The 22,163-nt window shown below is 59.4% G+C and carries 25 protein-coding genes and 4 pseudogenes; 18 read left to right on the top strand and 11 right to left on the bottom strand.

What is annotated here, in order from left to right; translation table 11 throughout:
- Positions 1 to 43 precede the first annotated feature (43 nt).
- From BJ6T_RS15070 to BJ6T_RS15060, 3 genes and pseudogenes are all read left to right on the top strand, one after another.
- Entirely contained in the window at positions 44 to 559 is a 516-nt protein-coding gene (locus tag BJ6T_RS15070; protein ID WP_014493257.1) for a YciE/YciF ferroxidase family protein, read from the top strand.
- 66 nt (positions 560 to 625) lie between these two features.
- Positions 626 to 1,141 carry an inorganic diphosphatase gene (locus BJ6T_RS15065; RefSeq protein WP_014493256.1) on the top strand — a complete coding sequence of 172 codons (516 nt, stop codon included), beginning with the start codon at positions 626 to 628 and terminating at the stop codon, positions 1,139 to 1,141.
- Positions 1,142 to 1,541: 400 nt separating this feature from the next.
- A pseudogene (locus BJ6T_RS15060) lies at positions 1,542 to 1,739 on the top strand (DUF6496 domain-containing protein); the annotation flags it as partial.
- A gap of 102 nt (positions 1,740 to 1,841) precedes the next feature.
- Here BJ6T_RS15060 and BJ6T_RS15055 read toward each other — a convergent pair.
- The 3 genes from BJ6T_RS15055 to BJ6T_RS15045 all read right to left on the bottom strand — a co-directional run bounded on the left by BJ6T_RS15055 (position 1,842) and on the right by BJ6T_RS15045 (position 4,552).
- Complete coding sequence (locus BJ6T_RS15055; RefSeq protein WP_014493254.1) at positions 1,842 to 3,242, bottom strand: carbohydrate porin; 1,401 nt, start codon at positions 3,240 to 3,242, stop codon at positions 1,842 to 1,844.
- A gap of 144 nt (positions 3,243 to 3,386) precedes the next feature.
- Positions 3,387 to 3,995: a cysteine hydrolase family protein gene (locus BJ6T_RS15050; RefSeq protein ID WP_014493253.1), complete on the bottom strand. Its 609-nt coding sequence runs from the start codon at positions 3,993 to 3,995 to the stop codon at positions 3,387 to 3,389.
- A 2-nt stretch (positions 3,996 to 3,997) separates the two neighbouring features.
- Complete coding sequence (locus BJ6T_RS15045) at positions 3,998 to 4,552, bottom strand: phosphatase PAP2 family protein (RefSeq protein ID WP_039227682.1); 555 nt, start codon at positions 4,550 to 4,552, stop codon at positions 3,998 to 4,000.
- 395 nt (positions 4,553 to 4,947) lie between these two features.
- On the opposite strand from BJ6T_RS15045, the gene BJ6T_RS15040 reads away from it, so the two are divergent.
- The 3 genes from BJ6T_RS15040 to BJ6T_RS15030 are packed head-to-tail and all read left to right on the top strand — an operon-like array spanning position 4,948 to position 7,068.
- A complete protein-coding gene (locus tag BJ6T_RS15040; protein WP_041958803.1) occupies positions 4,948 to 6,258 on the top strand; it encodes an Nramp family divalent metal transporter in 1,311 nt (436 codons plus the stop codon).
- A 34-nt stretch (positions 6,259 to 6,292) separates the two neighbouring features.
- A complete protein-coding gene (locus BJ6T_RS15035) occupies positions 6,293 to 6,619 on the top strand; it encodes a DUF3147 family protein (protein ID WP_202557240.1) in 327 nt (108 codons plus the stop codon).
- A gap of 5 nt (positions 6,620 to 6,624) precedes the next feature.
- Positions 6,625 to 7,068 carry a DUF3147 family protein gene (locus BJ6T_RS15030; protein ID WP_014493248.1) on the top strand — a complete coding sequence of 148 codons (444 nt, stop codon included), beginning with the start codon at positions 6,625 to 6,627 and terminating at the stop codon, positions 7,066 to 7,068.
- On the opposite strand, the gene BJ6T_RS43440 is transcribed toward BJ6T_RS15030, so the two are convergent.
- The 3 genes from BJ6T_RS43440 to BJ6T_RS15015 all read right to left on the bottom strand — a co-directional run bounded on the left by BJ6T_RS43440 (position 7,058) and on the right by BJ6T_RS15015 (position 9,119).
- Positions 7,058 to 7,228, bottom strand: coding sequence for a DUF2934 domain-containing protein (locus BJ6T_RS43440; RefSeq protein WP_014493247.1), 171 nt, complete (start codon positions 7,226 to 7,228; stop codon positions 7,058 to 7,060). The two genes, BJ6T_RS15030 and BJ6T_RS43440, sit on opposite strands and share 11 nt — an antisense overlap.
- Positions 7,229 to 7,377: 149 nt before the next feature.
- Positions 7,378 to 7,887 carry a gamma-glutamylcyclotransferase family protein gene (locus BJ6T_RS49620; RefSeq protein ID WP_161801178.1) on the bottom strand — a complete coding sequence of 170 codons (510 nt, stop codon included), beginning with the start codon at positions 7,885 to 7,887 and terminating at the stop codon, positions 7,378 to 7,380.
- A gap of 1,052 nt (positions 7,888 to 8,939) precedes the next feature.
- Positions 8,940 to 9,119, bottom strand: a complete 180-nt coding sequence (locus BJ6T_RS15015; RefSeq protein ID WP_014493244.1) for a hypothetical protein — start codon at positions 9,117 to 9,119, stop codon at positions 8,940 to 8,942.
- On the opposite strand from BJ6T_RS15015, the gene BJ6T_RS47185 reads away from it, so the two are divergent.
- From BJ6T_RS47185 to BJ6T_RS14995, 4 genes and pseudogenes are all read left to right on the top strand, one after another.
- The gene (locus BJ6T_RS47185) at positions 9,109 to 9,354 is read left to right on the top strand and encodes a hypothetical protein (RefSeq protein WP_167541691.1); all 246 of its coding nucleotides are present in this window, start codon (positions 9,109 to 9,111) and stop codon (positions 9,352 to 9,354) included. The genes BJ6T_RS15015 and BJ6T_RS47185 overlap by 11 nt on opposite strands.
- Before the next feature lie 308 nt (positions 9,355 to 9,662).
- A pseudogene (locus BJ6T_RS15005) lies at positions 9,663 to 10,123 on the top strand (Hsp20 family protein).
- Between the two features lie 81 nt (positions 10,124 to 10,204).
- Complete coding sequence (locus BJ6T_RS15000; RefSeq protein WP_014493241.1) at positions 10,205 to 10,696, top strand: Hsp20/alpha crystallin family protein; 492 nt, start codon at positions 10,205 to 10,207, stop codon at positions 10,694 to 10,696.
- 79 nt (positions 10,697 to 10,775) lie between these two features.
- Positions 10,776 to 11,168, top strand: a complete 393-nt coding sequence (locus BJ6T_RS14995) for a hypothetical protein (RefSeq protein WP_014493240.1) — start codon at positions 10,776 to 10,778, stop codon at positions 11,166 to 11,168.
- A 65-nt stretch (positions 11,169 to 11,233) separates the two neighbouring features.
- Here BJ6T_RS14995 and BJ6T_RS14990 read toward each other — a convergent pair whose 3' ends face one another.
- The 3 genes and pseudogenes from BJ6T_RS14990 to BJ6T_RS48290 form a co-directional block, all read right to left on the bottom strand.
- The gene (locus BJ6T_RS14990; RefSeq protein ID WP_014493239.1) at positions 11,234 to 11,464 is read right to left on the bottom strand and encodes a DUF6894 family protein; all 231 of its coding nucleotides are present in this window, start codon (positions 11,462 to 11,464) and stop codon (positions 11,234 to 11,236) included.
- A 1,254-nt stretch (positions 11,465 to 12,718) separates the two neighbouring features.
- Positions 12,719 to 12,991 carry a hypothetical protein gene (locus BJ6T_RS43420; RefSeq protein WP_080588817.1) on the bottom strand — a complete coding sequence of 91 codons (273 nt, stop codon included), beginning with the start codon at positions 12,989 to 12,991 and terminating at the stop codon, positions 12,719 to 12,721.
- A 549-nt stretch (positions 12,992 to 13,540) separates the two neighbouring features.
- Positions 13,541 to 13,788: pseudogene (locus tag BJ6T_RS48290) on the bottom strand (transglutaminase family protein); the annotation flags it as partial.
- A gap of 11 nt (positions 13,789 to 13,799) precedes the next feature.
- On the opposite strand from BJ6T_RS48290, the gene BJ6T_RS47180 reads away from it, so the two are divergent.
- The 3 genes from BJ6T_RS47180 to BJ6T_RS14980 all read left to right on the top strand — a co-directional run bounded on the left by BJ6T_RS47180 (position 13,800) and on the right by BJ6T_RS14980 (position 16,679).
- The gene (locus BJ6T_RS47180) at positions 13,800 to 13,961 is read left to right on the top strand and encodes a hypothetical protein (RefSeq protein WP_014493237.1); all 162 of its coding nucleotides are present in this window, start codon (positions 13,800 to 13,802) and stop codon (positions 13,959 to 13,961) included.
- A 362-nt stretch (positions 13,962 to 14,323) separates the two neighbouring features.
- The gene (locus tag BJ6T_RS14985; protein ID WP_014493236.1) at positions 14,324 to 15,682 is read left to right on the top strand and encodes a tyrosine-type recombinase/integrase; all 1,359 of its coding nucleotides are present in this window, start codon (positions 14,324 to 14,326) and stop codon (positions 15,680 to 15,682) included.
- Positions 15,683 to 16,364: 682 nt separating this feature from the next.
- Entirely contained in the window at positions 16,365 to 16,679 is a 315-nt protein-coding gene (locus BJ6T_RS14980; RefSeq protein WP_014493235.1) for a hypothetical protein, read from the top strand.
- Between the two features lie 223 nt (positions 16,680 to 16,902).
- Here BJ6T_RS14980 and BJ6T_RS14975 read toward each other — a convergent pair whose 3' ends face one another.
- Positions 16,903 to 17,193 (bottom strand): DUF1488 family protein, encoded by a 291-nt coding sequence (locus tag BJ6T_RS14975; protein WP_014493234.1) that lies wholly within the window; start codon positions 17,191 to 17,193, stop codon positions 16,903 to 16,905.
- 855 nt (positions 17,194 to 18,048) lie between these two features.
- Here BJ6T_RS14975 and BJ6T_RS14965 point away from each other — a divergent pair.
- Both BJ6T_RS14965 and BJ6T_RS14960 read left to right on the top strand, forming a co-directional pair.
- A complete protein-coding gene (locus tag BJ6T_RS14965; protein ID WP_028170282.1) occupies positions 18,049 to 18,432 on the top strand; it encodes a response regulator in 384 nt (127 codons plus the stop codon).
- Between the two features lie 89 nt (positions 18,433 to 18,521).
- Positions 18,522 to 19,298, top strand: coding sequence for a sensor histidine kinase (locus BJ6T_RS14960; protein ID WP_028170281.1), 777 nt, complete (start codon positions 18,522 to 18,524; stop codon positions 19,296 to 19,298).
- Positions 19,299 to 19,354: 56 nt separating this feature from the next.
- Here the strand turns inward: BJ6T_RS14960 and BJ6T_RS14955 are convergent, their stop codons facing one another.
- Positions 19,355 to 19,555: a hypothetical protein gene (locus BJ6T_RS14955; RefSeq protein ID WP_014493230.1), complete on the bottom strand. Its 201-nt coding sequence runs from the start codon at positions 19,553 to 19,555 to the stop codon at positions 19,355 to 19,357.
- 432 nt (positions 19,556 to 19,987) lie between these two features.
- On the opposite strand from BJ6T_RS14955, the pseudogene BJ6T_RS43410 reads away from it, so the two are divergent.
- The 3 genes and pseudogenes from BJ6T_RS43410 to BJ6T_RS14935 all read left to right on the top strand — a co-directional run bounded on the left by BJ6T_RS43410 (position 19,988) and on the right by BJ6T_RS14935 (position 22,126).
- Positions 19,988 to 21,065, top strand: a pseudogene (locus BJ6T_RS43410) (fatty acid desaturase).
- A gap of 50 nt (positions 21,066 to 21,115) precedes the next feature.
- The gene (locus BJ6T_RS14940) at positions 21,116 to 21,622 is read left to right on the top strand and encodes a hypothetical protein (RefSeq protein WP_049803101.1); all 507 of its coding nucleotides are present in this window, start codon (positions 21,116 to 21,118) and stop codon (positions 21,620 to 21,622) included.
- A gap of 150 nt (positions 21,623 to 21,772) precedes the next feature.
- Positions 21,773 to 22,126: a CsbD family protein gene (locus tag BJ6T_RS14935; RefSeq protein WP_014493227.1), complete on the top strand. Its 354-nt coding sequence runs from the start codon at positions 21,773 to 21,775 to the stop codon at positions 22,124 to 22,126.
- The last annotated feature ends 37 nt before the right edge of the window (positions 22,127 to 22,163 follow it).

Here is a 22,163-nt window from a genome sequence, read left to right as displayed (position 1 = left end):
GTCGCGCCGCCGTTCCATCGCTTTGAATTGGAGGAGCGACGTCATGGGAATTTTCACAAAGGACATCAAGACGATGGATGACCTGCTGCTGCATGGCTTGCAGGACATCTATTATGCAGAGCAGCAGATCACCAAGGCCCTGCCGAAAATGATCGACAAGGCCACCAACCGTGATCTGGCAACGGGCCTCAAGAATCATCTCGAGGAGACCAACAAGCAGATCGAGCGTCTCGAAAAGGTCTTCGAGAAACTTGGCCAGTCGCCAAGCGGCACGCAATGCCCGGCCATCGACGGCATCATCAAGGAAGCCGACGAAACGGCCGGCGAGATCGAAGACAAGACGGTGCTGGATGCAGCGATCGTCGCCAACGCGCAGGCCGTCGAGCATTACGAGATTTGCCGCTATGGCACACTGATCGCCTGGGCGGAAGAGCTCGGCCACGACGATATCGTGCGCTTCCTGACGACGAACCTCAACGAAGAGAAGGCGGCGAACACCAAGCTCAACACAGTCGCGTTGCGCAAGGGCGTCAACAAGAAGGCCTCCACCGCCGCATGATCCGGCAGGGCCCGACGGATCGTTTTCCATCGGGCCTGCTACTCCTTTCGAGGCCAAGTCATCCGTATGACCAATCTGACAGAACTGCCGAGTTGGGCTGACGATAACAACATCTTCGCCGTGGTCGAGACGCCGCGCGGCAGTTCGTGCAAGCTCGAATTCGATCCTAAGCTCGGTGCTTTTGCTCTGGCGAAGCCGTTGATGGCGGGCCTGACCTATCCCTACGATTGGGGTTTCATTCCCTCGACCAAGGCCGAGGATGGCGATCCACTGGATGTGCTGATCCTGCACGACGCGCAAACCTATCCCGGTATTGTGCTACGCTGTCGGCCGATCGGCATTCTCGAAGTCGAGCAGAAGAAAAAGGGCAAGAGCGAGCGAAACGACCGCATTTTTGCGGTACCGGACCGGTCACCGCTCGAAACGGATCTCAAGGATATCCGCAATCTTCCATCGCATGCGCGCGATGATCTCGAACAGTTCTTCCTGGCAACGAATGCCCTGGAGAACAAGGATCTGAAGTTTCTCGGCTGGCATGGGCCAAACCGTGCGACCAAGGCCATCAAACGGCTGGCCCGCTGAGCTGCACTCTCAGTCATCGCCATCGAACTCATCACTGGTGACTAGAGCGTGTATCTTGCTGATCCGTCGCCCGGCTAAGCTGTGTGGCGACACATTTCGATGGCGCGGGCAAATTCCAAGGTACAGCTCCGCGCATCCGACCTGGCACGCGCTGAATAGGATTGACCGCATAGGAACGCCGCCAGATGTTGCATGATTGATGGCGTGGAGTACCCTTGATCGATGCGCCGCACCAGAACTCAGCTGAAGCAACAGATGTCCGACCGAGTCCGCCGACGCAGTTGGCGGCTGAGTACTGAGGAAGACGACGAAGGCATCGAGGATTGGATGGTCGGTGGGGGTGACAGCCCGCCGTCTTGACAACGTCTGTCGTTATCCGAACACGGAAAGGAAGAAACCCATGGCAAAGAAAGCAAAGAAGAAGCGTCGCACCTCGAAGAGCTCGGGCTCGGACGTCAAGAGCGAGATGCGACGGTACAAGAAGGGGACCGCCAAAAGCGGCCGTGGCGGAAAGGGCGGCAAGGTGAAAAGCAAGAAGCAGGCAATCGCGATCGGCCTCTCCAAGGCCCGCAAAAAAGGCAAGAAGGTCCCCAAGAAAAAGAAGTAACGGGGCAATATGCAGGCACTCCGCAGTCACGCGTCATTCGGGCCGTCTCGACGTTCCCTGCCACGCGTGGCGCCAGGTTTCCAGGCACATGGCTCAAAACTTCAGGGTCGTTCGCAGGCCAAGCACGGTCGCATTGTGAAGCGCCTTGCCGGGCATTGCACTGGAAGGGCTGGTGGCACCTCCACCCGGATGAATGATGTATTGAAGATTGGGCTGTAACGTCCACCCGTCCCTGATCTGATATTGATACACGGCTGTCAGAAGGCCTTCGAAACTTCGCATCGGCCAGGTCGGATCGACAAATGTTCGATAATCTGCATCGAGCGCCTGTGCGCGCTTCGATACATGTGCGTAGCCGGCTGCAATTCCGAACTTGTCGTCGGGACGGCGGTCGTCGAGTCCGATGAATTCGATGCCGGCGTCGGCGTAGCGATCAATAAGATTGCGGTCGGCAGGCGCCCCCGAGATACGCGCAAAGATGCCAATGCCACGGTCGTCGCTTTTCGGCACACGATAGAGCTTCTGCTCGAATACCATCCAACCGCCGACATCACCGGACAAGAGCAGAGGTTCGCCGCTGCTAACGGGTGAAGCGAGTGAGACGCCATTGGACGCCAATCTCTGATCGGCGAAAGACCCAAAATGGCGCCAGCCGCCAAACTTGATCTGGCCGGCCGGGTTCGGATCGCCCTTCGTGTTATTCCAGGCATACTGGATCTGGCCGAGCAGGAGGGGCGGATCGTTGACGCGGAAGTTGACGCCATAGCGGTTACGCTCCTGCGGATCCCCGGGGCCGGGCCCAGCCTGATCGCCATCGAAGATGCCGCCAAGAACGGACAACTGCTCAGTGACATTCACCAGAAGCCGGGCTCCCATGGCAGCCAAGGGAGGCGACGGACCGCCGCTGGGCAAATCAAGCGAGGTGATCGCCGGCCAGCCCATCGAGGCGTTGGTCAAGACGTCGGTATATTTGGTATTGAAGAACTCGCTGTCGGCCGCGAGTTGTCCCACTTTGAGCGAGACTTTCTCGCTGCCCCACTGCTTTTCAAAATACGCCTCGTAAAGACGCGTGGACGGCAATGCCTCGATGCCGCTGACGACCAAATAGTTCTGTAGACTGCCGCGCGACAACCCGCCGCCGTGGATCTGGAACATGTTGGCATGGAATGTCAGCTGATCGAGGCCGGCGAGCTTTTGCAGGTCTAGGTCCACGGCGAGATTCAACCGACCTTCGTAGACCGAACCCTGTTTCAGTCCGCCCGAAGGGTTGCCCAGCACTTCGCCGATATAGGTGGCTGCGAATTTGACGCCGTATTTTTGGAAAGGGTTGGGAAGGAGACCCAGCGTCTTTTCCTCCAAGGTACTTTCGCCCGTATCGGGATCGACCGGCTTATCGTCGTCGGTCTTCTTGTTTTCCTGGGCGGCCGCTGCCCCCGCCGCCAGCAGCGCGGCGGCGAGAAGCAATTGGTAAAGGCGCCCTTTGGTACGGCTCACAGTTTCGATCCTGATTGGCGGAACGCCCACCCATCGGGCCATGTGATCGGCTTCAATTCAAGCCCGTTGATCGAAGTGCTTGCTTTGCAAGCGCAAGTCTAACCTATGTTAAGCGCGCCCTAGAAGTACCATCATCCTACGCGCTCAATCATCGACCGCCCAACTCGCTAGAATGCGGTCAACCGATGCCACTTCGATCTGCAGGCTGAAGCGCTTGGTATAGAGCTCGATCAGCGCGTCGTGGCTCTCATCGGATGAGCTGCATAGCGCGTCTTCGGCAAGGATCACGCGGTAGCCAATATCGACCGCGGCAAGCACGGTGGCCAGCACACAAACATCAGTCTCACCGCCGGAAACGATCAGCGTATCCACCTGATGCCCATCAAGGAAGCCGTGCAGCCGCCCATTGGCGAAAGCGCAGTAGGTTTGGCGGTCGATGACCGTGGCAGGCGGCACGAAGCGTAGCAGGGCCGGCATCAGCTCCAGCAGCGCCGGATCGACCCTATCACGTGTTACGCATTCCCATTTCTCGTAATAGGCCTTCCAGACGCCGCGCGCCTCGGCCTTGTTGCGGACCGGTATAAATCGCGTGAACACGGTACGCTGTGGCGCATGTGCAATCAGCCTGACCGCCCCGGGTAGCGCACGTTCCATCCAGGGCGTTGCCCATGCAGCGCCGGGCGCGAACAATCCTTGCATGTCGATGCAGAGATGGACGGCATGCGGGCCAGGCGGCGAGAGCAATTGGCCCATGACTAGCCCGACCTTCCAAAGCCGGTCAGCCGCCGCATCAGGCGCTCGAGGACCGCGCCGATCGCCAGTCCCGCGATCACGTCGCTTGCCCAGTGCGCGAGCAAAACGATGCGCGTCGAGACGAGAACGGCACCAATGGCCCAGACAAGGTTTCTCTTGGCTGGCCGCAACTCGGTTGCGGCGGAAGCAAGGGCGCCGACATGCACAGCGTGCCCCGAAGGAAACGCATCAAGCGCCTTGCCCGAGAGCGGAATGCCATGAAGATGGCCGCGCACGGTCCGGCGATCGGGCCGCACCTGATCGAACTGCGTTTTCAAAAGGTGAGGCAGCAGAACCGCCGCGAACGTCGTCAGCAGCACATGATCGCCCGCCCGTCGCTGTGCTGGTGACTTGGAACGCGACCAGAGCCACCATCCGACGGCGAGCGCCGTCAGGACATGTCCATCGGCTCCCCAAGTGATGATCGAGGATACGTCTTCAGGCAGAGGCCGTGTGTTGCGCGCGATTATGCGTGCGAGCGCGGTGTCGGCTGGCAAAGGGTGCACGCGTATTGTCATCGATAGCCTTGACCTCCTTTCCACGATCGGCCTTGCCGCAATCCCCATAAAATAGCGATTGGCAAGCGGAGCAGGTCGTCTCGGTCTCTCAATCGACAGCCGCGAAAACCGTTCCCAGCGAGGAACTGTGCGGCGGACGGTGGCGTTGAAAGCGTGGGACAGATGATTGGAGGAAAGAGCCATGGGTTTTGGACGAGGCGCATTGTTATGGTTGCTGGGCATCCCGCTGCCGATCATTCTGCTGTTGGCGATCTTCTGGCACCATTAGGCTGGCGAGCCCGCGTCCCCGGCGGCGCGGGCGTCCCCTGTCGCGCGTTGAACTTTGACCGGAGAAGTCCTCATTGCTTCTTGACGTGGCAAACGGGACGCTGCGCAGCCCTGATCCCGAGGAGCACATGGCAAAAGCCGAGGCCAAAACGCCGGATGACAAAAAGCCGGATGAGAAGAATGGCCTTCTGAAACGGCTCGGTCCTGGACTGATTACGGGCGCATCGGACGATGATCCTTCCGGCATCGGCACTTACAGCCAGGCCGGCGCGCAGCTTGGTTTTGGCATCGGCTGGACGATGCTTCTCAGCTATCCATTAATGGTAGCGATCCAGGAGATTTCGGGCCGGATCGGAAGGGTGACCGGTCACGGCATCGCCGGCAATGTCTGCCGCAATTATCCCAGCTGGGTGATTTGGTCGCTCGTCGGTCTTCTCTTTGTCGCCAACACGATCAATGTTGCGGCCGATCTCGGCGCCATGGCGGATGCCGCGAAGCTGGTGATTGGCGGCTCGGCGATCATCTATGTCGTTGCCTTTGCGGTCGTCTCGGTACTGGCGCAGATCTTCATCGCCTACAAGCGCTATGTCGCGATCCTCAAATGGCTGACGCTGGTGCTTTTTGCTTATGTGGTTGCGCTGGCGGTCGTCAAAGTGCCCTGGCCTGACGCGCTCAAGGGACTGTTCATCCCGAAGGTCGAATGGAGCGGCGCCTTTCTGACGACGCTGGTCGCCATCCTCGGCACCACGATCTCGCCGTACCTGTTTATCTGGCAATCCTCGCAGGAAGCCGAGGAGCAGCGCATTCATCCCGACAAGAAACCGCTCAAGGAGGACGCGCGTACTGAAGAGCGCGAGCTTTGGCGCATTCGCCTCGACACGATGATTGGCATGGCCTTCTCGAATATCATTGCGATCGCGATCATCATGACGACAGCCGCCACGCTGCATCAGCGGGGGGTGACCGATGTGCAGTCATCGGCTCAGGCGGCCGCCGCCTTGAAGCCGATCGCGGGGCCGCTGGCCGAACTGGTTTTTGCGCTCGGCATCATTGGCACGGGTTTGCTCGCCGTGCCGGTGCTGGCCGGATCGACCGCCTATGCCATCGGCGAAGGCCGCAAATGGCCGGTTGGTCTCGCGCGCAAACCGAAGCAGGCGGTGGCTTTCTATTCGGTTCTTGCCCTCTCGGTCGGCCTCGGTGTTGCGCTCAATTTCACACCCATCGATCCGATCAAGGCGCTTTACTGGAGCGCGGTCATCAATGGCGTGCTGGCGGCGCCGGTGATGACCATGCTGATGCTGCTGGTCAGGCGCCGTGACGTCATGGGCAAGCTTGTCGTCGAAGGCTGGCTGTACTGGCTTGGCTGGGCATCCACGGCCGCGATGGCTCTTTGCATCGTGGGCATGGCCGTCAGCATGCTGATGCCTACAACATCCTAGAAGCGACAAGCAAGGAGGTGTCGTGGATTACGCTTTGCGCTTCATCATCGGCGGCCTTGTGGTCTCACTGTTTGCGGTCATAGGCGACGTGCTGCGACCCAAGAGTTTCGCGGGATTGTTTGGCGCCGCGCCCTCCGTTGCGCTTGCCACGCTCGGCCTCGCTTTCTGGAAGCACGGCGGCGACTATGTGGCGATCGAAGGCCGCTCGATGATCCTGGGTTCGATCGCGCTGGCGGCTTATAGCATGGTTGTGTGTCAGTTGCTGATGCGGGCCGACTGGTCGGCGCTGAAGGCCACCCTCGCCGCTCTTGCCGTCTGGCTTGTGGTGGCGGCAGGCCTCAAGCAAGTCTTGATCGGGTGACAATTATGGCCGTACGCTTCAAACTTTCGGCGCTAAAGCAGGGACATACTTACGAGTACATCGTGCGTTTTGCGCTGGGCGGATTGGCGACTGTCGTTGCCGGTCTGGTGGCAGACTGGGCAGGGCCTGAGGCCGGCGGATTGATGCTCGCCTTCCCGGCAATTTTCTGCGCCAGCGCGACTTTAATCGAGAAGCATGAACGTGAACGCAAGCAACAAAGGGGCCTGCTTGGCGAGCAGCGGGGCAAGGGGGCGGCCGCGCTTGATGCCGCCGGAGCCGGCTGGGGTAGCATCGGCATGGCCAGCTTCGCACTGATGATCTGGTGGCAGGCCCCCGGTCTCAATCCGCCGCTCTGCCTAGCTGCCGCCTCTCTGGTTTGGTTCGCCGTCGCCGTGTGTATGTGGCGGCTGCGGCGCGCGTTGCCCAAGCCCGGCATCGCTACTCAGTAAAGGTGCCAGAATTCTCATCGGTATTCATGGCGGGATCTTGCTGCATGAGCTCGCGCTCGGCTTCAAACCAAAACCGATCTTGCTGCCCTTCAGTCTCTCCCGCGGCTTGCCACAGCAAGTGAGCGCGCTCCCGACTCTGTTCGTCCGTCGGCTTTTCCATGCTGTCCTCCCACTACATATTGCGGAGCGCAACGCGGCCCTCTGTCGCGGGTTCCAACTTGACACCGTTCAAGTGTTCGCTTCCACGATTATCTCGTCAGAGGAGGTTGCTAGCTGTACAGTGCAGCCTTTTGCGAGATGCGCCTAGCGTCAAGGCCGTCGCACTTGAAAATGGCTTCTGGCATCGCGGTGATTCTGCGCGCATCGGACCTTGTTCGGCGGACTGTCATCGCAGACACGGTCGCGCGTCGCGCTCGGAGAAACCGCGGATCTATCTTCAAAACACCCTGCGGCGTGCGACGACTGTTGCGCACCGTGAAAACGTCGTGGCCTCTTACCGTCGCCAAGGAACGACAAATCGGTCGGCTTCGTAGTTTCAAGGAGATCGCTGTGATAGGCGCCGCCGGCCAGTTCGCGCGATTTCAAATAAACAAAGGCCCGGACCGGCTGGCCGACGCCAAGTGGGACGACCTCTATAGCGACCCGGAAGTTGCCCGGCTTGCCGAGCGATTCCAACCGGTCGAGCTTTTGAAGACGGCCGACATCAATGCGATAAACTTCGCCGAAGACCCGATGTCCACGACCGGGCTCATTGAACATCATCGGCGCAAACCATGGCCCGGCAATGACAAGGGGAAAAGGCTCGACCGTCTGATACACGCCCAGCGGAAACGCCCCATCCAGACCGCACGTATGAAGGGGCGTCCTCTTTTCAACGTGCCGAATACGAAGACGTGCGGCATGAGACGCTAGCTCTCTTTCGCGCGCCAAATCGCGTGGATCATTAAGCCGACTTGCGGCTCGCCGACTCACGCTGTGGATCAGCTTCTGGGCTATCGCTTTTCGGAAAAGATGATCGTCGCCGTGCGGCAGGCATTCTCGAGGGCGGCATCACGTATGGTTTTGGTAGGCTCATCGAGCTGTTTCATGCAATCCCCCGACGGGACGCTTGGCCGAATTGCGGGTCAATTCTCTAGGAACCGCGATGTTCCTAAACCGTTAGGGGACCAGAAACTGGAGATTTCAGTCGTGTCAGTCAAACGTAACCGCAGCCGCCCCCAGGTTCGCTGCAAGAGCGCCTTTTGGCGATGGCGAAGCTGGCCAGGCGGCGGGCGGAAGAGGCTCCGGAAGGCGAAGAACGCAAGAGGCTGCTTCGGAAGGCCGAGCTGACTGAGCGTTCGGCCAAGATTGAGGCCTGGTTAGCGCCCTCGGTGTCGTCGAAGTCGCCGTAGCTGCGCGGGACGACGCTGATGGAGAAGGCGGGCACACACCGAGCGAGCTTGGAAGGTCAACCATCTCATTCAGCATCCTCATTGCGCAAAATCGAACACTGGCACATCGTTTCGAGCTTTTTTGATTTGGGTCAGTGGTCCCGCTCGGTTGAGCGGAACTTTCTTCCCATGAACCAGCCCGACGAGCGAGGTCCGGTGAGGAAGACGCCGAAGGCCAAGCCGTCGCGCGTGGCGGAGACCCGGCGAGCTATCGGGGAGTACGCGAACGATCTATGGGAGATCATCAAGAGACTCCGCATGCAGTTGCATTGAGGCCCCGATCGCATGTCCGCGGCGACGCCTTCCAACCGACCTGTCAGGATCCGCTTGGCATCGCCGCGGACGAAGCCGTCGCTCAAATTAGCGTGGCGCTGGCTTCGCTTTGGGACAGCTGTCCGAAGCTCAGGGCTTCGAAAGAAGGCAGCTGATGCGAGGCACCAATCAGGCGGCAGACCGATCCGGAAAGTTACCTTGGAGCTGATCGAGCAGCCGTTGCTCCCGGTCGATGCGGGTCTGATAGAGCTGACGCTCGCTGTCAGTTTTGGCGCTCGCCAGCAACAGCCGGTAGTGCCCGATGACCTTCTCGCTGCCGCGGATCAGGAGGCCGCGGATGTCGCTCATGGCTCGGCCCCGCCCCTTCGGAGCCAGCCGAACCTTTCGGCATCGCAAACGCGACGGGGAAGGTATCGGCGGTCAGCGCATCGAGTGCGGTCTGCTCCTCGGCGAGGCGCCGTTCGATGAACTGGCGTTCCAACTCCGAGACCTTCGTCCGAAGCAGTCGCCGATAGCGATGGATATTGTTGCGGTGCGCACGGATGCGGGCCAGATCTTCGTCGAGCATCGTCGTCTCTCCTGACGGTCGTCACGGTCCTTTTCGGTGTTGAGAAAACCGGGAAAGCGAATTCCCGACGCAAAATATCCGGGCTCGAATAACTGTCAAGCGCCTCTGTCGTCCCGGGCACGGGTCGACGGGCACGCAGCCACCCGCAATTTTTTCGGCCACCTCTTGAAAGGCCTTTGCGCTTTTCTAAGTCATTTTTCGCCGCGAGAGCGGTGTGCCGGGCGCCTTCACGGGTCCGGCGCGGGCGCCGGGCCGGTATCAGACCCGCTCTGACTCCTGCCTTGCGCTCCTTGTATCCAGCTTGCTCTTTGGAGGACTTGGTTATGAGGACCACCTTTGACTTCGCGCCCCTGTGGCGCTCCACCATCGGCTTCGACCACCTGGCCGACCTCGTCGACAGCACGTTGCGCCAGGCAAGCGAAGAGCACTATCCCCCTACAACATCGAACGCTCCGGTGAAGACCACTACCGGATCTCGCTCGCCGTCGCCGGTTTCGGCCCGGACGACATCGCCGTGACGGCCGAGCAGAACGCGCTGACCATCGAGGGCAGGAAGCCTGAGAAGGCGGCCGGCGAGTACCTGTATCAGGGCATCGCCGCAAGGCCGTTCCGGCGCGTGTTCAACCTGGCCGACTACGTTCAGGTGAACGAGGCTTCCTTCCGCGATGGACTGCTGATCATCGATCTAGTCCGCGAGGTGCCGGAAGCCATGAAGCCGCGCCGGATCCAGATTGGGAGCGGCGCCTCTCCCGCCTCGCAGATCGAGCAGAAGAAGGCGGCCTGACACCGGATCAGGTTCGACAGCGGAACGCGGTGCGCGCAAGCGTGGCCGCGCTCCCTGGCTCATGCAACGAAGGAGAAAACCATGGCAGTTCGTGATCTCATTCCCTGGTCGAGAAACCAGGAGCTTGCGCCGGCGCGCGGCCCCCACGATCCGTTCATGACGCTGCATCGCGAAATGAACCGAATGTTCGACGATGTCATCCGCGGCTTCGGCGGGACGGGCCTGTCGCCGTTCATGGAAGGGCAATTCGGCTGGCCCAAGATCGAGCTCAGCGAGACCGACAAGGCGCTGACCATCTCGGCCGAGCTTCCCGGCATGACGGAGAATGACGTCCAGATCGAAATCGCGAACGGGGTGCTGACCATCCGAGGCGAGAAAAAGAGCGAGCAGAAGGACGAAGGCAGATACTTCACCGAGCGCCACTACGGCTCGTTCCAGCGGCAGATCGCCCTTGAGGACGTCGAGGAGGACAGGGCCGAGGCGTCGTTCAAGAACGGCGTCCTGACGATCTCCCTCCCGAAGTCCGAGAACCCGCGCGCCGGGGTCAAACGCATCGCGATCAACAAGCAGTAACGACCAGTTCGGGCGACGGTCGTCGCCGCCCGAACCGAAAGCGATCTCGAGAAAAGGAGCGTAAAGGGGAGCCCAACCGATGAGCAACGCCAACACGAACACCGGAAATCTCAATCCATTCTTCCATCCGGCCGCGCACTATGCGTCTCCGGAGGATGTCCTGAACGACAACGAACTCTCCGCACCGGAGAAGCGGATCATCTTGTCGTCCTGGGCGTCCGACATGTTCGCGGTCGAATCCTGCCCCGCGCTACGCGAGATCCCCGGCATGGGCCACACGATCCGGCTCGCCGACATCCTCGCCGCGCTGCGTCGCCTCGACGGAGACGACGACGAGCCACCGCCGCGCGGCGGGGTGCCGATGCGGTTGCGGCGGCCTTGGGCCGCCGCGTTGTGGAGTCGGCATGACGTTCACGCAGGGGATGCCAACGGCGAGGTTCTTGAGACGATCCAAGCGCCCGGCAAGAACTAGGCGCGATCTGGATGCGGCGCAGCGTGAAGCCATGCGCGCGACTGGATGCGAGAGGATGCCAGGTCCTACTGCTTCGTCGTGCTTCTATCGAAGATGAACGCGGCTTGGAACACGCGCTCAATATCCGTTCGCACTTCGACGGCAACGTCTTGCTGTATCGAGGCAAACTCCCTAGCCAAGCCTGCCAGTGACTGGGCGGCCTCCACCTCTGCCTCTTGCTGAGTATCGAACTCCAAGCCTTCCTCATCCGGCCAAAGGCCGGCGTCGTCCCGGATGTCGAAGTAGTACCGGGTCATGCTTGGCCCTTTCGCTTAGGAAGGGCAATGCAACCGTTGTTACGTCGTTCCTCGCGGAGGCCTTCTGCGTGACTGCGGCTATATCAGTCGGCCGCTGGACATCGCATTCAATGGCTTTCCATCGCAAGCAAAAACGCCGCCCGCTTAAATAAAGCGCAGGCGGCGGCTTACCAGCCCCGGGAAGGTGAGAGTAAAATCCCGATAAAGGTTGGTCTCCGCATGGCGTGCTGAAGTTCATCACGTCGGACAAGAACGAGACCAAAATTCAAGATGGCGGCTGCAGTCCCGGCGAGGTTAGCCACTTGTTGATGTCCCCGGCAACATCGATCTGCCGGGCTTTTCGCAGAAGCTCCGTGCGGCGGACGCCAGCGGGCATTCCCCTGGCCTGTAGGCGGAGATTGATCGCCTCTTGCGCGAGGCGGTATTCGAATGTCGAGGATTGTTCTAGGGACCGTTGAGCCGGCATGTATGACGCTCCGCTGCGGGGTTGAGCGGGAGCGCAACTTGCGTTCACACCACCGATAGATGCTATGGGCCGTTCGATGGCAGTGGGACAGTGCGCCTTTATCTGTCGAATAGCGAGCGCTTTGTTCGGTTCCTGGCAGGAACTATTTGCGAAGTGCCGGAAGCTAGTCGATGGTCTGCAATGCAGTACTGGCAGGGAGCAACTCTCTTGCAATTCTCCGCCCTGGCGCCGACCTTTCTGTGATCAGCACTTGCGCCTTACGACAGAGGCCAAATTCAAATTGAAGCAGGAGCTGCACACCGAGCGCTTCTATTGGCGTTGCTGATCTCTGAGCGATCGGCTGATCGCTCGTTCAGCTGCGCTGACAGCCTCCACTCGATTGAAGGCAATTCCGGTTCGGGGTGACCGACCGTCTCGCTCAAACGACCATTTCCAGCCGGGCGGATTGATCGTCTGGACCACCGTATATTTAATGCCCTGATGTTCCATACGCGATCACGACTATGGGGCTAAAGCAACCGTACGCGGCGACAAACCTCGGTTACTCAGCATCGCTTGAAGTCTCTTCGAACGATCGACGCGGACCGCTTTGAATTCCGCTGGCCCGTCAAGCAGGCGCTGCTTTCTGGCCGATGGGTCCTTAGAATCGCAGAGTGGTCTGCCCTCCCATCCAAAGCCGTGCCCGCCAGATGAAGAGCGCGCTTTCGTTGGCGGCCCACTCGGCGATCTTTAGCATCGTTCGTCATCTTATAGGTCTCTTAATTGGCGCGCATGTTCGGAAGCGAAACTCAGCAACCGCGGCAAATATTCTTGAGCTTCGCGGCGGTTCGGGCTTCTTCCGCAAGAAATGGATCCTTGTAGCCTGACGATGAGTCGATGCCGGCTTCGGCGGGCTTCCTGGCTTTTGGAGGAAATGCCGCATCGTAACAGGAAAGGCGGGCGCTGGTGCTTTCGATCGCACGGCAATTCGGCTCCGCGGCAACAGCTGCTGGCGTGAATGTGCCCAGTGCGGATGTCAGCAAAAGCGCCGCGGTCCATCTGCCTGTTCGAACCATCCTCATGCTGAGCACTCCATAGCTATTTGGTTTTACTCGCCCAGGTGGGGCTCTCGCCGGTCCAGGCCGGAAGAGCATCCCATTCGGACCAACGCATCCGGCGCTCCTCACCTCCGACCCTCACGAAGACAAAGGGCGCATCGTCCCGGCCAGTCTTCGAACCAACGAAGATTGCCGGAACCCCGTAGGCATCCCTGATGATTGCCGTGTTTGCCATTTTGGGCTCCCGTTTGGCCTGAACTGGCTCAACGCCCCGGTTTGCAGTTCTGACGCATCGTGATTGAACGGATTTACCGCTATAAAATGGCCGTCACCGCAATCAGCAGTACGAGGAAGACCGGTACCAACAAGGGTGGTACGAGCCACTCACGAATGTCGAATTTGTCGGAATTTGACATCTGACCGCCTTCTCTTGGGTTGAGGCGGGAGCGCAACGCTCTCAGTCACCGATAACAGCCACGTAGCGCGCGGTGATGTGAACTGTGTAGCAGCCTTCTAACCAATTAGCGAGATCAATCTCAGCCGCCTGGTAGCCAATCGCCCAAGGCGAGCCCTTTACACACGCTCATCAGTCCGCACCTTGAAGCTGACGAGCGTGTTGGGTCGAAAGTTTGGGCGATCGGAACATCCGCCGCATCGCGGCCTTGCGCGATCAGGACGCGGCCGAATCGCGGAGTGCTGTTGCCTGCATCGAATGTGTACCAGCGGCGCCAAGATAGGCTTCGAACCAGCCTGCAAAGTCCCCGGGCGGCGTGGGACGCCGGGATGCCGATGTCGCCGAGACAGCCGGTGCAACAGCGCGAGGACGCCTTAGTTGGCGGACTTACTCGACAGCGGCGCTCTTGATCTGATGGATATATTTGACCGCAAGATCGCCGCGACGTTGAGCCGTCACTGGATCATCAACTTGGTTTGCCCTGCGGCACTGCTCAACTTTCGCGATGATCGCGGCCTGCAATTGCCGATCGACGCCTAGGATCCGTTCCGTCATCCCAACAAACTGCTGAGTGTCGCGCGACGCCCCTCTTTATCGGGCGCTGTTGGCCGTTGGTTTGAAAAAGACCGTTTGAAAAATCAGACGCTCAAACGGTTTTGCCCGCTAAACTACTGATTTGGTGGGCGCACCAGGGCTCGAACCTGGGACCCGCTGATTAAGAGTTCAAAACCGGCGCCTCTCTGCGATTTCTGAATCTGCGCCACACTACGATGAAGTCGAGAAAGGTCTTTTATTTATAGAGACTTGTCGCATAGCTTCGCAGCCCAGCGAACCCTGACCTTCAAACACCTCAGTTCGCCAAAACCGTTTGAAAACCGTTTTAGCAGTTCACGTCGACCCTCATGACCGACATTCGCATTGCTCTCAGCGATAAGGCCATCGCTCAGCTGCCGACTCCTGAAGATGGCTGGTATTTGGCTCGCGACACCGAGTTGAAAGGCTTCTTCGTGGTCGTCGGGAAGCGAAAAAGGACCTTCACTGTTCAAGGTGATCTTAGACAACGAGGAAAGCGGGCCTCCTCCATCAGAGTATCGATCGGTGACGCCAGCGAGTTGACGACCAGGGCAGCCCGCGCGATTGCCAAGGAATATCTTGCTCAGATCAGCAAGGGACAGCACCCGAAAGCGAGGGAGAACGGAAACTCAGAACAAGCCGCGACCGATGGGAATGGTGCTGTAGGGGCCGCTACCCTGGAGCAGACTTGGCAACGCTACCTGGAAGCCCACTTGATCCGAAAAGGCCGTAGCGAGAAAACGATCAGCGGGTATCGCGATCACGTTGAACGCCTCTTTTCGGAATGGCTGAAGACCCCTTTGCTGGATCTTGCGAATGATCCCGCTCGCGTCGCCAAAAAGCATGATCAGCTTACTAAGGAGAACGGTCCCTACATCGCGAATGGCAGCATGCGGACGCTGCGGGCCATCTACAATCATGCGCGGAAGACCAATCGATCGCTGCCGCGTGACAACCCCGCAGATGCTGTCGATTGGAATCAGGAAGAGCGCAGGAATACTGGTATGGGGACCGGCGATTTGAAAGGATGGTTTTTCGAACTGGCCAATCTAGAGAACCCAATCCGGCGCGAATTCCATCTTTTAGCATTGCTGTGTGGATCTAGACCCACCGCCTTGCAGCAGGCCAGACCCGAACACATAAATTTTCGACGGCGTACGCTTCACATCCCAAAGCCCAAAGGAGGCAGCAAGCGAGCGTTCGACATCCCGCTATCTCGGCAAATGATCCTGTGTCTCATTCGGGTGCTTCGTTTCGGCAGGCAAATGCAGCCGTCTCAGGCGCAAAAGTGGTTGTTCCCCGCTGAGAGCGCCTCTGGACACTTAGCGGAAACAAAGGAAGATCGAGAGGTCTTGTCAAAATGGGGCAATGACCTTCGTCAAACATTTCGGACGATTGCGACCGCTGCCGGCGTTTCCGAATTCGATGCTAAGCTCCTCATGAACCATTCTATCCCTGGCGTGAACGCAGGCTATGTCACTCGGCACAAGCTGGTTGAAGACCACCTGCGCAGCCAACAGCAAGCTATCAGTACCGTCGTGTTTTCCGCACTTGGTGAGTCGCTAAAGGAACATAAAGCTCTGATCAATTGGCTCGGTCCCGGGGCTAGCCGAAGCACCGTTACCCAAGTCCGATTGGAGCCAAACACTCTGGGCGAGGGGCAAGAACGAACTCAGCAGGTAGCATGACTTCGAACTGGCCGCCTGAGGAGTGTGACAGTGTAACTCGGGAGACTGTTCTGGACGGTGTGCCGAGAGTTAGCAGCGGTTTCCAAACGCCCCCAAGGACCCGCGCCTACCGGCCTTCTGTACGTAACGAACTCACGGGCTTAAGCGTCCTTTTGAGGGCAACGGATCAGAATCCGAATGGCGGAATCAAAAACCTGCTTGATTATTCAACGATTTCAAAGCGCGTTTGGAAAAAAATAGCCGAATTCGCCGCTAGTAACATCAATTGCTTAGCAAGCATTTCCAAATAATGAAGCTCCTCTCCCAGTGAAGATAGGGTCCGAACGCCACCGGGGTTGCGGGCGTGGCAGCGGGTTACTGGCGGCAGATCGATGCATCCAAGGGTCGGGGGTTCGTGCGCCATCATTGCGGTCTAATATGATCGCGAGCAGGCTCAAATCCCGGAGACGTAATCACCGATACCGACTTCCAGTCTAGGTCGCGATTAACCGAGGGGCCCCGCGCCCCTTCGCGTCCGACGTCAGGCGGGTTTTCTCGGGTGTGGGTATCAAGCCGCCATCAACTTGGAAACCCTGCTCCTCGCCTGCACCTGCGTTGAAAATATTCACAGTCGAGCTCCTGGAACCATCCTGTCGCGAGCCTATTGGCTCACTGACACAATCACTTTTGGAGAAATGCTATTATGAAAACCTTCGCAATCGCTCTGGCAGCCGCCGCAAGTACACTTATTGTGACCGCCGCTTCAGCCGCCCCGCTTTTCGCCAGTGTATCGATTGCACCGGAGAGCAACATTCAAAACGTTCGCATGGTCTGCAATGAAGATGGTCGCTGCTGGCGTGAACGCGGCGAACGCCATGTTATCATCCGCGACGGGCGCGATGCTTACGGATACGCTCCACGCGAGCGTTACATCGAGCGGCGCGGCTATGACGACCGTGCCGGCGTCGGCTTCCGCGCTCCCGGCGTGAGCGTCGGAATCGGGACCGACCGCTACTGAGAGACGACGGGATATCTATGAATGGCCGCGGAGTACTCCGCGGCCATTTTCATTGAGGCCATCTTCAAATGGCATAGATCGAACGCTTCACTCGGCGTCTGACGCTCAGTCTCGGTTAAACTCTGCCGCTACCCCTCGTGGTCAGTCGAGAGTATTCAGATGGCCAGATCGAAGCACATCAAGCAGTTTCGCCGATCAGGCGAAATCCAGAAGCACGATCGGTTCAAAAATTTGCGGCGACCAGGTCGTAAGAGCCCCTGCTGCCGCGGACGTACATCTTGGCAGCGGCGGCGCATATCAAGTCACGATTGGAATCGAATGCGCGGAGGAAGCCCGGCTCATCGCAACCGATATCCGGTTGAATTCGCTTCAGCGCATTTTCGTTGATGAAGAACGATGCCTCAATAGCGCTGTCGTGTCCCCAGAATCGGACGGCACGCCGCGTGCGGTCATAAGACCGGCTATGGTTCGGAAACTCGATCATGTTGTCGGGGCCGATCAGTTGTCGGAGCACGAGACCTCCGTGCCGGCTGCACGCGATTTGCGTCGCGGCATATTCGATGGCGATAGCCGATCCTGTCTCCGACGCACTTGCGTGCAACCGGTCGATACGCTGACAAGATGTGCGGTAGCCAAAGCTTGGCGCGAAGGGAGGGAGTTTGGAGCGATCCGGTTGCGCCACCCTCCAAATTGCTATGCTGGAAGCGGATTACCACCCCGCTCGATCCTGTCACAGCAAATAGTTGCGCCTGGCCTCGTAATTCTGCGGATCGGCACTATATCCTAGACATCACCGCCCGCCCCTCGGCTGTTATCGGTGACTGAGAGCATTGTGCTCCCGCCGCGACCTAGAGGCGGTTACTATGTCAGATATCTCCAAATTCAGCGTTCGCGAGTGGCTGGTGCCTCCGGTACTGCTGCCGATCTTCTTTGTGCTGCTGATCGCTGCTGCGATGCTTATTCAGTGGTAATTTCCCTCGTTGGGCCCGCGCCGTCTGCTGAAGCCAACCGCTCATTCCGGCCAGTCAAGCGAGTCCAATCGTCGTTAGCTTGCAAGCTGAACATCCGGGCGGCAGACGCCCTGGATGGAGCCCGCAAGATGCCGCCGGGAGACGAGCGCGCGGAGGCGATGAAAATGGCTACGATCCTGGAGAACGCCGCTGAAATGCTCGAGCATTTCAGCGGCAGGGTCGGCGTGCCAGCAAAATGACGGTTGAGAGCTATCTTCTTTTCGCGCTCCACCGCTCAGGCCCAAACTCGGATATTTAGGAAAACAGCACCCGGGCATGGATCGTAGGGGCACCGAGATGCTTGTCTCAGATCAATCGCTTGTTTCAGTCACACCCGTTTTCCCGTGGATGCCCATCCGATGGTGCACGATCTTTCGCGCAGTCCGGCCGTCGTTCTCATTGTCGAGGACGAGACGATGCTCCGCATGCACGCGGTCGACATGGTGGAAGACGCCGGTTACACGCCGATTGAAGCCCTGGATACCGACGACGCCGTCGCAATCCTGGAATCCAGGTCCGACGTCGCACTCATATACACCGACATTCAGTTGCCCGGCGGCATGGACGGCCTGGGTCTTGCGCATACCGTGCATAAGCGTTGGCCGGCGATCAAGATCATCCTGGTGTCGGGCCAATTGAACCCATCGAGCATCGATCTTCCCCCCTGCAGCAGATTTTTTGGCAAACCACTCCAAGCCTGGCAGATCATAGCTGAGTTACGCAGCATGATTGGTCACGCCTGAATCTCGTCGTTCTTGGCGCTGGATGCCGCCAGAGGGAACGCTCGGCCGAATTCAAGTGCGGCACCCAGCCCAAGGTGATACAGTTGCAAATGCTTGAAGTTGATCTCCGTACGGACAATCGCCCCGGCGGCGCAGAATTCCACCAGGACTTTCTGGCGGCGGAGAATGTCAGCCTGCGACTACTCCTGGCGCAGGCTGAGATCAATACGAGGAGCCTGCTTGCCAAGGCCGGTATCGATGCCAAAGAACGCGAGGCATCCGACAAGCTGCAGAAGCTGATCCTCGAAGAGCTGCATCACCGCATCAAGAACACGCTCGCGACCGTCGCCGCAATCGTCTCCCAGAGCCTGCGCAACCTGCAGGGGGTTGAGCACGCGCAGCGCGCCATCGAGGGCCGGCTCCTGGCACTCGGTCGGGCGCACGATCTCCTTCTGCAGGCAAAATGGTCCAGCGCCGATCTTGGCACGGTCGTTCGCAGCGCCATCGAAGCCTTCGACAATCCCGACGAATCGAAATTCTCGATCACGGGGCCCGATATCCGGATGGCGTCGGGTGCCGTCATCGCCGTCGCGATGACGCTCAACGAGCTTTGCACGAATACCACGAAGTTCGGCGCCCTGTCGGTCCCGGAGGGACGCGTCGACATCATCTGGACGGTGGACCAAGCGACACAACGCTTGCACCTCACCTGGACCGAAAAGAATGGCCCGGTCGTCCAGCCGCCCGCAAAGCGCAGCTTCGGAACACGGCTGATCGAAACCCTGGGCAAGCAGTTGCGGGGTGACGTGCAACTAGCCTATGCGTCGACGGGGTTTTCGTACACGTTCGACGTGCCAATAGCCGCGCTGAGCACCCCGGCCACATAGCTTGTGCGCGACGTATCGCGTGACGTGAGTGGACTCCCTTTTCGGGCTTCGGGCCCTTAGGTCTTGAGTGATTTTACTTGTTCATCTGCCGGCAGCCGGCAGACGAGCTCGCAATTGGAGCATTCGAAAGTCCGCAGGTCAGGATTGCCGTGGTCGGATTCGATCCGGGTCAGCGTCATGCGGCCCTGGCACTTCGGACAGCGCGGTCGTGCGATCGGAATAAGCGAGGGCTCGGGGCGCGCGAAGATTTCGGGCATGTGATGCTCCTTCCGGGTCGGGGCCGTTCACCTATGGTCGTGAAGCGAATCGGACGGCACCAAAATCGCGCACCACCTGACCGGCTGCTGATCAATATTGCTCACATTTTCCGAGAAGTGATTGCAAGATCGGTCAAGGAGTCCGGCCCGCATTCGCCGCATCCCGAAAGCGTACACCCCGTAGCCTCGATCAACCCGCGTCCTTTCTGAAGTGCCGGCTCCCGGACTGAGCAATATTGCTCAGCAAGACATCCGGACGCGGATTAGCATTGGGTTCGATCATCGCATGTCCTGCGGTAGCCCGCGTCGCTTATCGGCGCGGTGCTCGGTGTCATGGGTTACCTCGTGCCGAACCCGGGCTCGTCGTGATCATTCCGGTCGTCGATGATGTCGCGGCCTGGCTTTGGCGGCTCACTCCGAAAGCAGTTAGACATGGTTCAATATCCACCGGAAGCCCGCTCGCTCGCAGCGCTGCTCGCCCGGTATCGCCAACCCGATGACGCGCGCGGCATTTTCGAGCTGGTGATCACGGCAGTACCCTTTTCTGTCATCTGGGCTCTGATGCTCGTCGGCGTTGTCCGCGGCCATGGGATTGGCCTGCTGCTGGCCGTGCCCGCGGCAGGCCTGCTCGTTCGTCTCTTCATGATCCAGCATGACTGCGGCCACGGGTCTTTCTTTCGCAGCCGACTTGCAAACGATTGGATCGGCCGAGCCATCGGCGTTGTCACTTTAACTCCCTACGATTTTTGGCGGCGCAACCATGCGCGGCATCACGCGAGTTCAGGCAATCTCGATCATAGAGGCTCGGGCGACATCGATACATTGACCGTGAGTGAGTTTGCCGCACGGTCTCGATGGCGCCAGATCCTCTATCGCCTGTACCGGCATCCGATCGTCATGTTTGGCGTGGGCCCGACATATCTGTTCATCTTGCGGCATCGATTGCCGATTGGGATGATGCGTAACGGCTGGCAGCCATGGCTGAGCACGATGGGCACGAACGTCGCCATCGCGGTTCTGATCGTCGGCATGATCCGGCTGGTAGGCCCTGGGCCATTCCTGCTGGTGCATCTGCCGATCATGGTTCTGGCTGCGTCGATCGGCGTCTGGCTGTTCTATGTCCAACACCAGTTCGAGAACACCTCATGGTCATGCGATGAAGCCTGGAGCTTTCACGAAGCTGCGCTCTATGGCAGTTCGCACTATCACTTGCCGTGGGTTCTTGCGCTGGTTCACCGCGAACATCGGCGTCCACCACGTCCATCATCTATGCAGTCGAATTCCCTGCTATCGGCTGCCGGACGTGCTCCGGGATCATCCGGAGCTCGCAAATGTGGGCCGAATCACCCTCGTCCAGAGCTTGCGATGTGTGCCGAAGGCCTTGTGGGACGAGAAGGAGCGACGGCTCATTTCGTTCCGAGACGCCAAAATAGGTCTGGTCGCGCGCCATAAGGGGACGCAGAGCAATGGTTCCGTTGCGGGTCCTGGAATTCGCCGCTTGAATTCGTGAACTTAACGATGGGTTCGCGCTTGGTTCATTGGAGAACCCGCTTGAGCCGCATGTTCAAACCCTTTGTGTTTCTGATCGCAGCCATCTACTTCCTGGTGGACGCGGTCTTTTTCACTCTCTTCAAACCTGTCTTTCGCCGGTTGGCGAACTGCTGGTTTTTCGAGCGCGTGCGAGCGTGGATCGAGTCGCTTCGCCCGTATCCGGCTCTGGCACTGTTCCTCGTGCCGGTCATCTTGCTTGAACCTGTCAAGCCTCTTGCGGCTTACCTGACGGCGACCGGGCACATCGGTCGCGGGTTTGCGCTCCTCATCGTCGGCGAGCTTCTCAAACTCCTGCTCATCGAGCGGCTCTTCTGCGTCAACCGCGACAAGCTGATGTCAATTCCTGCTTTCGCCTGGTGCCACGATAGGTTTTGCCAAGGCCAGGACTGGGTCGCGTCCCTGCCGGCATGGCAACTCGTGCGTCGTTGGAGCTTCAATGCCAAGCACGCCGTTCAACGACATGCCCTGGAATTCAAGGCTGCGCAGAAGCGAAAGCGGCTTTCCTGGCGATCTTGATCCGTCTCTTCGGCGCGGTCGAGCGGCAGGCGTGGACTGCTGGGAGCTCAGATCGCAACCACATTTGCAGGCCGCGCTCTGTGCGCGCAGGAACGCCGCGTGATCCCACCAGTTAGCTCTCCGAGACTTTCACCCCAGGGAGTATCCGCTATGGAGAACGATCGCATTGCCGGCTCGGCGAAGGAATTCGCCGGTAAGCTCGAGGGCACCGTCGGCGATATCGCCGGCGATGCAAAGAGCCAGGCAGCGGGCCGGTTCCGCGAGGCGAAGGGCACCGCGCAGAACCTGTACGGCCAAGCCAAGGACGCCGCGCGCGACGTTACGGATGCCGCCGCCGACTACGCCAAGGACGCCTATGAGAACAGCGGCGATACCTTCCGCGAGGGCACACAAGCGATCGCCAGGAAGGTGCAGGATAATCCGCTCGGTTCGATGCTGATCGCCGGCGCGATCGGATTTGTGTTGGCGCAATGGCTGGCGCGCCCGACGCGGCGCACGCGATAGCGTTTGGGACGGGTGCAGCCGAGCATTGCTGGATTGG

This window comes from Bradyrhizobium japonicum USDA 6 (assembly GCF_000284375.1).
Classification (GTDB): Bacteria; Pseudomonadota; Alphaproteobacteria; order Rhizobiales; family Xanthobacteraceae; genus Bradyrhizobium; species Bradyrhizobium japonicum.
The sequence above is the reverse complement of the archived record's forward strand: the minus strand, read 5'-3'. Positions and strand labels throughout refer to the sequence as shown.